The 12,921-nt window shown below is 68.9% G+C and carries 12 protein-coding genes; 4 read left to right on the forward strand and 8 right to left on the reverse strand.

Annotated features, from left to right (window positions below; genetic code table 11):
* Together E3O42_RS09310 and E3O42_RS09315 are read left to right on the forward strand one after the other, a co-directional pair.
* Positions 1–793, forward strand: a 793-nt coding sequence (locus tag E3O42_RS09310) for an NmrA family NAD(P)-binding protein (RefSeq protein ID WP_134453676.1), incomplete at its 5' end; no start/stop codon positions are given.
* A gap of 171 nt (positions 794–964) precedes the next feature.
* On the forward strand, positions 965–1,297 hold the full coding sequence (locus tag E3O42_RS09315) for a hypothetical protein (RefSeq protein WP_134453677.1): 333 nt from the start codon (positions 965–967) through the stop codon (positions 1,295–1,297).
* Between the two features lie 6 nt (positions 1,298–1,303).
* On the opposite strand, the gene E3O42_RS09320 is transcribed toward E3O42_RS09315, so the two are convergent.
* The 4 genes from E3O42_RS09320 to pdxR all read right to left on the reverse strand — a co-directional run bounded on the left by E3O42_RS09320 (position 1,304) and on the right by pdxR (position 5,814).
* Positions 1,304–1,942, reverse strand: a complete 639-nt coding sequence (locus tag E3O42_RS09320; RefSeq protein WP_134453678.1) for a PepSY domain-containing protein — start codon at positions 1,940–1,942, stop codon at positions 1,304–1,306.
* Positions 1,943–2,003: 61 nt separating this feature from the next.
* A complete protein-coding gene (locus tag E3O42_RS09325) occupies positions 2,004–3,341 on the reverse strand; it encodes a sensor histidine kinase (protein ID WP_134453679.1) in 1,338 nt (445 codons plus the stop codon).
* Positions 3,334–4,011, reverse strand: coding sequence for a response regulator transcription factor (locus E3O42_RS09330; RefSeq protein ID WP_134453680.1), 678 nt, complete (start codon positions 4,009–4,011; stop codon positions 3,334–3,336). The genes E3O42_RS09325 and E3O42_RS09330 overlap by 8 nt, the downstream gene beginning before the upstream one ends.
* A 264-nt stretch (positions 4,012–4,275) precedes the next feature.
* On the reverse strand, positions 4,276–5,814 hold the full coding sequence (pdxR, locus tag E3O42_RS09335) for a MocR-like pyridoxine biosynthesis transcription factor PdxR (protein WP_241984743.1): 1,539 nt from the start codon (positions 5,812–5,814) through the stop codon (positions 4,276–4,278).
* Positions 5,815–5,926: 112 nt separating this feature from the next.
* Between pdxR and E3O42_RS09340 the strand changes: the two genes are divergently transcribed.
* Both E3O42_RS09340 and arsM read left to right on the forward strand, forming a co-directional pair.
* Positions 5,927–6,709, forward strand: coding sequence for a pyridoxamine 5'-phosphate oxidase family protein (locus E3O42_RS09340; RefSeq protein ID WP_166787944.1), 783 nt, complete (start codon positions 5,927–5,929; stop codon positions 6,707–6,709).
* Between the two features lie 229 nt (positions 6,710–6,938).
* Positions 6,939–7,700: an arsenite methyltransferase gene (gene arsM, locus E3O42_RS09345; protein ID WP_134453681.1), complete on the forward strand. Its 762-nt coding sequence runs from the start codon at positions 6,939–6,941 to the stop codon at positions 7,698–7,700.
* A gap of 56 nt (positions 7,701–7,756) precedes the next feature.
* On the opposite strand, the gene E3O42_RS09350 is transcribed toward arsM, so the two are convergent.
* The 4 genes from E3O42_RS09350 to E3O42_RS09365 form a co-directional block, all read right to left on the reverse strand.
* Complete coding sequence (locus E3O42_RS09350) at positions 7,757–8,659, reverse strand: carbohydrate ABC transporter permease (protein ID WP_241984744.1); 903 nt, start codon at positions 8,657–8,659, stop codon at positions 7,757–7,759.
* Positions 8,656–9,627, reverse strand: a complete 972-nt coding sequence (locus E3O42_RS09355; protein WP_174844247.1) for a carbohydrate ABC transporter permease — start codon at positions 9,625–9,627, stop codon at positions 8,656–8,658. Before E3O42_RS09355 ends, E3O42_RS09350 begins: the two co-directional genes overlap by 4 nt.
* A 135-nt stretch (positions 9,628–9,762) precedes the next feature.
* Positions 9,763–11,133, reverse strand: coding sequence for an ABC transporter substrate-binding protein (locus E3O42_RS09360; RefSeq protein ID WP_134453682.1), 1,371 nt, complete (start codon positions 11,131–11,133; stop codon positions 9,763–9,765).
* Between the two features lie 42 nt (positions 11,134–11,175).
* Positions 11,176–12,882, reverse strand: a complete 1,707-nt coding sequence (locus tag E3O42_RS09365; RefSeq protein WP_174844248.1) for a glycoside hydrolase family 13 protein — start codon at positions 12,880–12,882, stop codon at positions 11,176–11,178.
* Positions 12,883–12,921: the final 39 nt, after the last annotated feature.

Consider the following 12,921-nt stretch of genomic DNA (forward strand, 5'->3'; position numbering starts at 1 on the left):
CGCGGCCGGCGCGGCGGGGCCCGGCACCGCGCCCGCCGCATCCACTAGCGACGCCGGCAGCGGCGGCGGCGCCAGCGTGCGCGCCTTCGACTTCGCCGACCGCGGCACCTGGACGCGCGCCCTCGCCGGCGTCGACAGGGTGTTCCTGCTCGTGCCGCCCACGATCGGCAACGTGGGCCGAACCCTCATCCCGTTCATCGACCAGGCGATGGAGGAGAACGGGGTGCGACAGATCGTGTTCCTGTCGGCGCCGGGCGTGCGGTTCGACACGCGCTCGCCGCATCACGTGGTGGAGCAATACCTCAAGCGCACCCGCACGCCGCACACGATCCTGCGGCCCGACGTGCTCATGCAGACCCTGTCCACCCTGTACCGCGACGACATCCGCCTGCGCAGCGAGATCGTGCTGCCGGCGGGCGGGGCCAGGGTCGCGTTCGTCGACGCGACCGACGTGGGCCGGTGCGCCGCCCGGGTGCTCACCGAGCCCGGTCACCTGGGCAAGTCCTATTCGCTTGCGGGGGAGCAGCCGCTGAGCTACCCGCAGGTCGCGGAGATGCTGACCGAGGCGCTCGACCGGCCCATCCGCTACACGACCACGACCGAGGCCGAGTTCGCCGAGCTGGCCGCGAAGCAGGGCGTGACCGCACCGGACATCGCCGCGCAGGCAAGTTGGTACCGGGCGGCGCGCCGGCGCCTCACCGCGCTGCCGAACCGCAGCATCCGCCGGCTCACCGGGCGGCCGGCGACCACGCTGCGTAGCTTCATCGAGGACCACCGCCAGACCTGGCTCTGACCGTCGGGTCTGACTGCCGCCGCCGTCAGGACCACACCCGAACTGGGGTGTGCCAACTGCTCGGGCACCCTGCCGGGGATTGATACGGTCAGTCGGGGTCACCGACCCTGACCGTTTGCCGAGCGAGAACAGGGGCGCCATGTTACGTGCTCCGACCCCGGCCGTGCGCCGATGATCGCCATCGCCGCCGTCCTCCTGCTCTGCGTGGTGTTGCCCTTTGCCCTGTCGTTCATCGCGGACGCCATCGCGCTGGTGTTGCGGCGCGGCGCGGCCGGGGTGCCCGCCCTGTTCGTCGTCGTCGGCGTCTCGGCGGCGATCGCCGGCATCGGGCTGCTGCTGGCCTATCTCAACGTGGAGTTCGTCGAGAACACCGCCGCTGAGCTGGAGCGGACCGCGGCGCTCGGTCGGGGACTGTTGCTTTTGTGCGTGCCGCTGGCCGTCACCGGAATGCTGGTACGCCTGTGGATCGCCACCCTGCGGCGGCGGCGAGACCCGGAGGCCTGACCAGCGTTACGCGGCCGGCGCGCCGTCGACCTTGAGCACCGCGAAGCCCGCGTCGAGCTCGACGTCGACGTCCTGGCCGTTGTCGAGGGTGATCTCGACTTCCCAGGCGTGGTCGACGTCGTCGCTGGGCTCGACCTCGGTGACGGTTCCGGCGGTGCCGGCGGGCAGGGTGGCGAGCGCCGCGGCCGAGGCGGCGTCCCGGTCGGCGTCGGAGACAGCGGCGCGGCCGGCCGAGTCGTCGGCGCCGCTGTCGCTGGTCCCGTCATCGTCGCTGCGGCCGGCCTCGTCGTCGACCCAGAGCACGGCGAAGGATTTGTCCAGCGCCACATCAACTTCGGTCCCGTCGGCGAGGGTCACCTCCACCTCGTAGGCGTTCGGGTCAGTGCCGCCGGTCTCGGTCTCGGTGTCGGTGACCGTGCCGCTGCCGACGGCGTCCAGTGCGGCGGCACTGGCCTGGTCGAGGGCGTTGCCGGTGAGCGGGCCGTCAGCGTCGACCGGGCTGTCGAACGGGTCTGCGATGGCCAGGCCGGCGCCGCCCACCACGAGAACGGTGGCAACGGCGGCACTGGTGATCCAGATGGTCTTCTTCTTCACGGTGTGTCCCTTGTTCGTGAGTCCCACGGATGCCGTGGCTGATGACCCCACTGTGCCAAGCGAGCGCTGAAGCCAGGCTGAAGCCCGCTGAACGGCCCTTCAGAAACCGGAGTCAGGCCTCGTCAACGGCGGGCAGGCGGACCTCGAACCGGGCGCCGCCGAGGCCGCTGTCGACGATCCGCACCGTGCCGCCGTGCGCAAGCACGCTCTCCCGCACGATCGCCAGGCCCAGCCCGGTGCCTCCGGATGCCCTGGCGCGGGATTCGTCCAGCCGCACGAAGCGCTCGAACACCCGGTCACGGTCGCCGGGCGGCACCCCGTGGCCGTCGTCCTCCACGACCAGCAGCGCCTGGCCGTCGACCGGGCCGAGTGACAGGCTCACCCGTCCGGAGGCGTGTTGGGCGGCGTTGTCGACGAGGTTGCGCACCACCTGCCCGAGCAGGTTCTCGTCACCGTGCACCCGGGCCGGGCCCACCCCGGTGCTGTCGATGCTGAGGGCCATGGTGTCGCGAAGCCGGCGGGCCTCGGCGAGCATCAGGTCGTCCAGATCCACGGCCGTGCCGGTCGCCGTGGCCCTGCGTTCGGTCACCCGGGCCAGCAGCAGCATGCCCGCCACGAGTCGCTCGAGCCGGTCGCCCTCGTCGAGCACGGCCTCGGACAGGTCGTCGAGGTTGACCCGGTCGGGATGCGCCTGGGCCACCTCGGCGTACTGGCGCAGCGACGCGAGCGGTGAACGGAGCTCGTGCGAGGCATCCGAGACGAACTGCCGTTGGGCTCGCTGGGAGGTGTCGAGCCGGTCGAGCATGCTGTTCATCGTGTGCGCCAACCGGCCGATTTCGTCCGTGCGGCCGGGGTCATTGATGCGCCGGTCGAGGTTGGTGGCGGTGACAGCGTCGACCTCCCGGCGCATGCGTTCGACGGGGGCCAGCGCCCGGCCCACCACGATCCAGGTGAGCAGAGCCACGATCCCGGTCAGCAGGGGCACGGCCCCGGCCAGCAGCGTGCCGACAGTGGCCACCGCCTCGTCGACGTTCTCCAGCGAGCGTCCGGCGACGACGGTGACGTCATCGTGCTGTTTTTCGGCCACGACGAGGTAGTCGGTGTCGTCGTCGGGCACCCGGATGATCTGCGCGTTGTCGCCGTCGTCAACGCTGAGCAGCCGGCCCTCGAGCGCCTCGCTGCCGGCGAGAAGGGCGCCGGAGCCGTCGGTGATCTGGAAAAGTACATCGTCGTTGTCGGTGTCGAGGCCGCCGACGCCGCTGCCGGTATCGAGCTCGGTTTCGATCTGCTCGAGGTCGCGTTCGAGGGCCGTGTGCACCTCGTCCAGCAGCGCTTCGCGCAGCACGAGCGCGAACAGCACGGCCCCCACGACCAGGGTGACGGCCACGATCGCGGTGGAGACCAGGGTGATCCGGCCGCGCAGCGATCGGGTGCGGCGCCGCTCAGCCACCGTCGGCCGCCAACCGGTAGCCGGCGCCGCGCAGGGTCTCGATCGCGGCCCGGTCGAAGGGCCGGTCCACCTTGTTGCGCAGGTGCCGCACGTATACCTCCACGATGTTGGGGTCACCCTCGAAGTCGTAGTCCCAGACGTTGTCGAGCACGTCACGCTTGCTCACGACGGTGCCCAGATTGCGCATCAGGTATTCCAGAACCGCGAACTCGCGGGCGGTGACGTCAACGGATGTCTCGCCCCGGGTCACCGCGCGGGTGGCGGGGTCGAGGTGCAGGTCGCCGGCCCGCAGCACGGTGGGGCGGGCGCCGGTGCCGCGGCGGATGAGGGCACGCATCCTGGCCAGCAGCACGGCGGAGGAGAACGGTTTGGTGAGGTAGTCGTCCGCACCGGTGTCGAGGGCCTCGACCTGGTCCCATTCGCCGTCCTTGGCGGTGAGCATGAGGATCGGGGTCCAGTTCTTCTCGGTGCGCAGGGTCTCGCAGACCCGGTAGCCGCTGAGCCCGGGCAGCATGATGTCGAGCAGGATGACCGCGTACTCGTTCTCGCGGGCCAACCAGAGCCCATCCGGTCCGCTGCCGGCGATGTCGACCGCGAAGCCCTCGGCCTCGAGGCCGTGTTTCAGCCCGGTCGCGAGCCGCGCCTCGTCTTCCACCACCAGGACTCGCATCCGGCCCCCTCGTCAGTCGGTCGGCCACACGGCCGCCGCTGCCAGTCTGGCCGACGCCGCTGAAGGCAAGCTGAAACTGCTGTGATCAGCGAGTATGTTCCCGGCCCGTTGGTCGAGCTTGTCGACGCCGTGCTGAGCCTGTCGAAGGAGACCCGGTGACGTGCGTGTGTGTCGTGCCACGTGGGTGCGTCCCCGAGATCGGCCTGCGAGGGCTCGACAAGCTCGACCAACGTAAGGGTCGCGACGTGCGCGGGACGCCGCCGATCAGCAGTCGTCGGTCGGCGCAGTGAGCAGCTCCACGAGCACGTCGAGCGCGCGGCCCAGCTCAAGGTCAGTGGGCGCGCCGTAGCCCAGCACCAGTCCCCGCTGCCCCCGGTCGACGACAGCGTAGTCGGCCAGCGACGCGACCCGCACCCCGCGGGCGGCGGCCTGGGCGACGAGAGCGGATGCATCCGCCCCGGCGACCCCGTCGGTGCGCACCACAACGTGCAGGCCGCCGTCGAGGCCGGCCAGTCGCACTCCGGGCAGCGCGCCGAGCCTGTCGATCACCAGGGCGCGCCGGTGCGCGTATTCGCGGCGCACCCTGGTGACGTTGCGGGCCAGTCCACCGCTGTCGAGGTAGTGGGCGAGTGCCGCCTGCTGCACCCCCGACACCGACGGCCCGAGGTCGTCCCGCACCTCGCGCAGTGCCGCGCCGAGGTCGCCGGTGGCCACGATGTAGCCGCAGCGGATCCACGGCGTGACGGTCTTGGAGAAGCTGCCGACCAGCGCCACCCGACCCGACGTGTCGAGAGTGGCGACGGCCGGCAGCGGCATGGCGTCGAAGCGGAATTCGCTGTCGTAGTCGTCCTCGATGACCACGGCATCCGACGCCCTGGCCCAGTCGAGCAGGTCGAGCCGGCCCTGCACCGAGAGACTGCTGCCCAGCGGGTACTGGTGGCTCGGGGTGACGAGAACGGCGTGGGGTGTCGGCGTGCGCGCCGCGAGCTCGGCCAGGTCGATGCCGTCGGTGTCGGTGCGCACCGGCAGAAGCTCGACCCCCACCCGGCGCAGCACCCGCCGGGCGGTGGGGTAGCCGGGATCCTCGACGGCGATGCGCGGTGCCCGGGTCGAAGCGCCGGCAGTTCCGCTCGCTCGTGTCGCGAGCGCCAGCCCGATGCAGGCCAGGGCGTCGCTGGTGCCGGCCGTGACGATCACGTCATCCGGCCGGCAGGCGAGTCCTCGCGCCCGGCGCACGTGCTCGGCGATCGCGCTGCGCAGCTCGAGGGTGCCGCTCGAGGGCGGCGAGTCGCTGCGTCCGGATGCCGCCACGGCGGCCCGCCAGGCGGCGGTCCACGCCGGGTCGACGAGGGTTCGGGTCGACGGATGCCCGGGGGCCAGGTCGATCAGCGTGAGGGAGCGAGGTTGCGGGGGCGCTGGCTCCGCCGAGGCGGGTGCGCCGACGGCCGCGGTTGTCCCAGGAGTGCGGAGGAGGGCGCGTCCATCGAGGTCTATGCCGATGATCGTCGCCGCGTCCAGGCCACGGCCGGCGGCCGGCTCGGTTCCGTGCCGCTCCACCATGACCCGGGTCGCCGAGCCTGAACGCGCCAGTAGGTAGCCCTCGCCGGCGAGCTGGTCGTAGGCGGCGACCACGGTGCCGCGCGACACCCGCACCGAGGCCGCGAGGGCGCGGGTGGATGGCAGGGCCTCATCGTGCCGCAGGATCCCGCCGAGGATCGCCCGGCGCAGTGCCGTGGCGAGCTGCGCCGCGAGGGGGAGCTCCGACGCGCGATCGAGCACGATGGGCAGCTCATGTGCGTTCATCGGGTTCCTCGTCTCGTGTGGAGAAACTTCAGCGGCGCCAGCGCAACCGGTCTAGTCGAAGTGGCCAGAAGTGGCCCTGTTGCTGATCCACTCTGCAGCCGATCCTAGTAGCATGCCCCACTCCATACAGCCCCGGAACGATGCGACCGGCGACCTGCCCATCACCGCCGGCACCCGGGTCACTCGTCTCCCCGAGCGCCAGCGCACCGACCGCGCCGAGCTGTACGGCATCCTGGACGACGCCCTCGTCGCCCACGTCGCGATCGTGCGCGACGGCCTGCCGCTGGTGCTGCCGATGGGCTTCGGCCGCGGCGGCGACGCCATCTACCTGCACGGCTCCACCGGCAGCGGCATCTTCCGCGCGATGGCATCCGGCACCCCGATCTCGGTCACGGTGACTCACCTGGACGGTCTCGTCTACGCCCGGTCCCTGTTCGACAGTTCGATGAACTACCGCAGCGCGGTCGTGTTCGGCACGCCCACGGTGGTCGCGGATGCCGACAAGATGGAGGCGATGCGCGTCGTCTCCGACCACCTGATGCCCGGCCGATGGGCCGAGGTGCGCGACATGACCAAGCGCGAGCTCGCCGCGACGCTCGTACTGTGGCTGCCCCTGGACGAGGCCAGCGTGAAGGTGCGCGCGGACGGCGCCTCCGAGGCGGTGGATGACGGCGACGACCTCACCGTCTGGGCCGGGGTACTGCCCTTGCGGCTGACGGCCCTGGCGCCGGAGACGTCGCCGCTCACCGCGCCGGGCACCCCGGTGTCCGCCGCGGCGCGCGCGTATGCCGCCCGCATCGCGCCGCCCGCACCAGCGGATCCGGCGCGCACGGCCTCCTCGGCGGCCGGCCTGACGGTGCCTGCGCCGTCCGAGTCCCGGAGCGCGGCCGGATGATCGTCCTCGCCTGTGCGGTACTGGTCACCCTGGCCGCCATCGGTGTCGTCTGCACACTGGTGGCCGTTGGCAGCGACGGATACCGCCGCATCCCGTCCCGCTGACCGAGTCCGCATCTCGCGGCACCGGCCTAACTGTTGCCCGGCGCGGCCCGATTGACGGGCGTCGATCTTCCCTCCATACTGGCTATATCGATAACCGTCTATATGGAGCAGGGATGGGATCACCCATGACCGAGAAGACCGCGACCGAGAAGTCCGCCATCACCGAGCAGGTGCGGGAGCGTTACGCCGCGCAGGCCCTGCAGGTCACCGACGTAAGTGGCGGCTCGTGCTGCGGCACGCCGCTGGAGACCAGCGCGGTGTTCGGCTCGGCGTTGTACACCGGCGCGGAGTCTGCCGAGGTGCCCGACGAGGCCATGCTGGCCAGCATCGGTTGTGGCAACCCGACCGCGGTGGCCGACCTGCGCCCCGGCGAGACCGTTCTCGACCTCGGCTCCGGCGGCGGCATCGACGTGCTGCTCTCCGCCCGCCGGGTGGGCCCCGCCGGGTTCGCCTACGGGCTCGACATGACCGACGAAATGCTCGCCCTGGCCCGCGCGAACGCCGCCAGGGCCGGCGCCACGAACGTCGAGTTCCTCAAGGGTTTCATCGAAGATATTCCGCTGGCGGACGCGACGGTGAACGTTATCATCTCCAATTGCGTGATCAACCTCTCGGCCGACAAGAACGCCGTCGTGCGGGAAATGTTCCGGGTGCTCACGCCTGGCGGCCGGCTCGGGCTCTCCGATGTGGTCGCCGAGAACCAGCTCAGCGAGAGCGAACGCATCGAACGCGGATCGTATGCGGGCTGCATTGCCGGGGCTCTCTCCGACGCGGAGTACCGGTTGGCGCTGGCTGCGGCGGGCTTCACCGACGTCAGCGTGGACTTCACCCACGAGGTGGCCCCGCAGATGCACGGCGCCATCATCAAGGCCACCAAGCCGAGCTAACGGCCTCGGGCCCGAGCCCGGCATCAGGCCGCGGTCTGCCGGCCAGCTGATCCGACCTAACCCTTGACCGCTCCGCCCAGGCCGGCTCCCCGTAGGAACATGCGCTGGAACACCAGGAATAGCAGGATCGGGATGATGCTGGAGATGGCCAGTGCCGCGAGATAGACGCCCAGTTCGATGCTCTGCTGCAGCGCGGGCAGTCGCACCGAGAGCGGCTGCACCAACGGGTCGATGAGCACGAGCGAGGGCCAGAGGAAGTCTTTCCAGGCCGCGATGATCGCGAACACCGACACGACTCCCACGATGGGTTTGGACATGGGCAGCACGATCGACCAGAACAATCGAAAGGAGCTCGCGCCATCCGTTCGCGCGGCCTCAAAGACCTCGCGAGGCAGGTTGTCGAAGAAGCGCTTGACGAGCAGCACGTTGAAGGCGCTGGCGCCGGCCGGCAGCCAGACCGCCCAGAACGTGTTGATGAGTGAAATGCCCACGAACGGCACGTCGAGAACCGTGAGGTAAAGCGGCACCAGCAGTACGACGCTCGGCACGAAGAGTGTGCCGAGCACCAGGGCATTGAGCACCCCCGCGTATCTGGGACGGAGGATGGAGAGGGCGTAGCCGGCAGTTGTCGCCACGATGATCTGCACCGCCCACGACCCGGCTGCCACCCACAGTGTGTTGGCGAATTGCACGTCGAGGTGAATCGTGGACCACGCGGTGACCACGTTCTGCCACTCGATGCCGTTGGGAAAGATCGCCAACGGGGTGCGCAGGGTGTCCTGCGTCGGCGTGAGCGCTGCCTTGCCGAGCCAGAGCAGCGGCCCCAGCCCGGATACGGCGAGCACGACGAGGAGCACGGCGTGGCTGGCGCGCATGGTGTGGCGGATGCGCGGCTTGGTCCAATCGGCGACGGAGACGATCCCGCGGTCTTCGGGATCCTCGATCTTTGTCTTGCTCAATTCTGGCTCCAGGATTTGGTGAGGCGGAAGTAGACCACGGACAGGACGGCGAGGAAGATCGCCAACATCAGGCTCAACGCTGTGGCGGCGCCATAATCGCCGCCGAGACTGTTTTGGAAGGCGTAGCGGTAGATCAGCAACAGCACGGTGATTGTGGAGTTCGCCGGACCGCCCGCGGTGAAGAGGAAGGGTTCGAGGAACACCTGGGCGGTCCCGATCACCTGCAGGATCAGGGTGATGAGCAGGATGCCGCGCAGCTGCGGCAGGGTGATGTGCCAGATCTTTTGCCAGATGGAGGCACCGTCGACCTCGGCGGCGTCGTAGAGCTCGGGGGCGACCCCGGTCAGCGCGGCCAGGTAGATGATGATTGTGCCGCCGGCACCCGCCCAGGTAGCTTCGAGCACCAGCGAGGGCATCGCAGCTGTGATGCTCTGGATCCAAGGCTGTGGGCCGATTCCCACGATGGCGAGAATGCTGTTGAAGACACCGGTCGGGCTGGCGTCATAGAAGAACTTCCACAGGAGCACGGCAACCACAGGGGGCACCACGACAGGTAGGTAGGCCAGGGCACTGAACAGGCCCTTGGCCCGGCGCACCTCACTCATCAGCACGGCAGCGATGAGTGGGATCGGGTAGCCGAAGAGCAGGGCAAGCATGGCAAACCAAACCGTGTTCTGCGCAGCTGTCAGAAACAGGGGGTCCTGCAACACCTTGACGAAGTTGTCCAGCCCCACGAAGCTCGGGGCCGTGACCAGGTTGGTCTTCTGGAAGCTCATCACGAACGACTGCACGATGGGATACCAGGAGAACATCCCGAAGATCAGCAGCATCGGAACGAGGAACAAGAAGTTGCTGAGCCCGCCGTTGCGCAGCCACGTGCGCGGGGTGGACGGCCGACGTCGCTGGCTAGTGGCCGCAGCCGGTTGGGGCGGATCCACTACGGAGGGGCGTTCATCCAGTGCGGTCATCGTCGTCTTTCGTGAGCGGAGGTAAGGCGAGGCGGTCTCGGGGAGCGGGGCAGTGCTCAGAAGAAAATGGGGGCCGATCCGACCGGCGGGGATGCGAGATCCCCGCCGGCTGATTCGGGTCTGACCTGGAAGAGGTCAGTCGGCGTCGACGAGGGGCTGGATCGTCGTGTTGACGGTGTCCAGCAGGGCGTCGATGTCGGCGTTCTTGTCGGTCAGCACGGACTGCACGGCGGTGTCGAGAGCGCCGTACAGTTCCTGGGTGTGCGCGGACGGCTCGCCCACGATGGTACGGCCGACGTTGCCCTCGGCGAAGAAGGCAACCTGGTTCTGGGGCACGTTGATGTACTCCTTCACCCACTCACGGGACTGGTCGAGAGTGGCCTGATCGAAGACCGGCAGAGCGGGTGTTCCAACGGCCTGGTCGGTCTCGGCGAGCGTCTGTGCGTCTTGCAAGGCAGCATCCTTGTCGACCAGCTTGTTCAGGTCGTAGAAGGCGATCCACTTCATGGCCGCATCCTTCACGGTGTCGTCGGCCTTCACGTTGACGACGTTGAGCGTGCCGCCGCCCAAAACTCCGGCGTCCTTCGCATCCGTCAGCGGGATCGCGGTGAGACCGAAGTCTGCCGGATCCATGTTGCTCTCGCGGGTGAGCGAGGTGAATAGGTCGGACCCGCCGGTGTACATGCCGATCTGGCCGGCGGCGAACGCCTGGTTGATGGTGCCCCAGTCGTAGAGGAAGTTGCTGCCCATGGAGTTGTCGGTCCAGCGCAGATCCTGGAGGTAGGTGAGGGCCTCCTTCGTGGCAGGGTTGTCGGCCGTCACGGTGACAGTGCCGTCCGAGGCCACTTCCTCCATGGCGCCGCCACGGGCCACAGTGGCCGCGGTCAGCTGCCAACCGCCGGTATTGCTCTGGGTCATCTGCATGTAGCCGGCCTGACCGGTCTTGTCGGCGATGATCTTGGCGTACTCGCGCACTTCATCCCAGGTGGTCGGCGGAGCGTCAGGGTCGAGTCCGGCCGCCACGAAGAGCGCCCGGTTGTACTGCAGGCCCATTCCGTAGGCTTCGCGCGGAACTCCGAAGATGTTGCCGTCCGCATCCTGGGCGTTGCTGAGCACGCTCGGGTTGAAGGTGTCAAAGTACGGCAGGGCTTCAACCTGTGCGGTCATGTCCGCGAGCTGCCCGTTGGCGATGAGCGTCTTGGCGTCGGTGAGCGGGATGCGGAACACGTCGGGAAGCGTGCCGCCGGCCAGCTGCGCGGCGAAGGTGGGCGCGCTCCACTCGTATTCGACACCCTCGACGTTGATGTCGGGGTTGGCCTTCTCGAACTGGGCGACCTGGGCGTCGAACGCGTCGAACGCGGCCTGCTCGGTTCCGGGGATGAGGCTGACCACCTTGATGGTTGTTGTGCCGTCGCTGTCGGCGGCGTTCGCGGTGCAGCCGGAGAGCAGCCCGACTCCCGCGAGCGTGACCGCCACGAGGGTGACGATCTTTGTTGGTGACTTCATTGTCTGTTCCTTTCGTTGTGTGACTGGGGACATGCTGATAACTCAGGCCGGGTGGTGCGCCCGGTCGGAGTTCTCGTTGGCGCCGGCGGAAACCTGGAGCCAGGCCGTGGAGTCGGAGGGAAGCAGTCTGTCGACGAGCGGTTCGCTCGTGAGCAGCACGTACTCGTGGTCGGGTAGCGCGATGGGCTCCGCCGCCAGGTTTGCGATCAGGAGGAATCTCTCGCCTCGAGAGAAGATGAGGACGTCAGCTGCACCGGGCAGCCAGGCGAATCGGCCGTCGCCCAGATCGGGATCGTCGGACCGGATCCGCAGGGCGCTTTGGTACAGCCGCAGCATGGACGACGGATCGGCCTGCTGGGCTTCGGCGGTGAGGCCACGCCACTCGGCCGGCTGCGGGAGCCAGGGGGGAACCTGTGCGCTGTCGGGGCTGAACCCGAAGGGTGCGTCGTCACCTGACCACGGCAACGGCACCCGGCACCCATCGCGGCCGGGATCGACGCCGAGCGAACGGAAATGCATCGGGTCCTGACGAAGCGTGACGGGGATGTCCTCAACCTCAGGCAGTCCCAGTTCGTCACCCTGGTAGATGTAGAGCGAGCCCGGCAGGGCGGCCGTGATCAGCGCCGCAGCCCGAGACCGGCGAAATCCGACGGTCAGGTCGGTGGGTGTGTCGGCCCGCTTGGTCGCGAACGCGAACGTCGTGTCCTCGCGTCCGTACCGGGTGACCGGTCGGGTGACATCGTGGTTGGAAAGCACCCAGGTGCTCGGTGCGCCGACTGGGGCGTGCGCGGTCAGGGTGATGTCGATCGATTCGCGAAGTTCGGCTGCGTTCCAGGCCCGGGCGAGGAAGTCGAAGTTGAACGCGGTGTGCAGTTCATCGGGACGCAGGTAGCGGGCGAAGCGGTCAACGTCGGGCAGCCAGATTTCGCCGACGAGCACGCGAGTGCCCTCGTACGAGTCCGCGATAGCGCGCCAGCTGCGGTAGATGTCGTGCAGTTCGTCGCGGTCGGTGTTCGGGTGCTCACCGGGCGCGGGGTTCTGCGGCACCTCGGGCAGTGTTTCGTCTTTCACCAGCAGAGCGGCCGAGTCGATGCGCACCCCGGCCACACCCCGGTCGAACCAGAACTTGAGGATCTCCTCGTGCTCGCGGTGAACATCCGGATGGGTCCAGTTGAGGTCGGGCTGTTCGGGGGTGAACAGATGCAGGTACCACTCGCCGGGGGTGCCGTCGGGATTCACCGTCCGGGTCCAGGTGTCGCCCGCGAAGTTCGAGGGCCAGCGTGTGGGCGGTTCGTTTCCGTCGATGCCGCGACCGGGACGAAACCAGAAGCGCTCGCGTTCCGGGGAGCCAGGGCCGGCGGCCAGAGCAGCCTGGAACCAGGGGTGCTGATCGGAGACGTGATTGGGGACGACGTCGATGATGGTGCGAATGCCAAGGGCGAGCGCGTCCTGGATGAGTGCTTCGGCCTCACCCAACGTGCCGAATGACGGGTGGATACTGCGGTAGTCGGAGACATCGTAGCCGCCGTCGGCGAGGGGTGACGGGTACCAGGGATTGAACCAGAGGGCGTCGACGCCGAGCTGCTTGAGATAGCCGAGCCGGCCGCGCACGCCGGCGAGGTCGCCGGTGCCGTCACCGTTGGCGTCACTGAAGCTGCGCACGTAGACCTGATAGATGACCGCGCTCCGCCACCAGAGATCGTCGGAGACGACCGTGCGGCGGTCGGGGGATGCTGCGGGAAGCGTCACTGCTCGTACTCGTCTCAATAGGCCGATTGTGCGGCAACC

It is taken from the genome of Cryobacterium adonitolivorans (assembly GCF_004402695.1).
Classification (GTDB): Bacteria; Actinomycetota; Actinomycetes; order Actinomycetales; family Microbacteriaceae; genus Cryobacterium; species Cryobacterium adonitolivorans.

Coding starts and splice junctions, on each gene's coding strand:
- E3O42_RS09315 (WP_134453677.1), top strand. CDS start 965: ATGATCGCCATCGCCGCCGTCCTCCTGCTCTGCGTGGTGTTGCCCTTT.
- E3O42_RS09330 (WP_134453680.1), bottom strand. CDS start 4,011: ATGCGAGTCCTGGTGGTGGAAGACGAGGCGCGGCTCGCGACCGGGCTG.
- pdxR (WP_241984743.1), bottom strand. CDS start 5,814: ATGAACGCACATGAGCTGCCCATCGTGCTCGATCGCGCGTCGGAGCTC.
- E3O42_RS09340 (WP_166787944.1), top strand. CDS start 5,927: ATGCCCCACTCCATACAGCCCCGGAACGATGCGACCGGCGACCTGCCC.
- arsM (WP_134453681.1), top strand. CDS start 6,939: ATGACCGAGAAGACCGCGACCGAGAAGTCCGCCATCACCGAGCAGGTG.
- E3O42_RS09355 (WP_174844247.1), bottom strand. CDS start 9,627: ATGACCGCACTGGATGAACGCCCCTCCGTAGTGGATCCGCCCCAACCG.
- E3O42_RS09360 (WP_134453682.1), bottom strand. CDS start 11,133: ATGAAGTCACCAACAAAGATCGTCACCCTCGTGGCGGTCACGCTCGCG.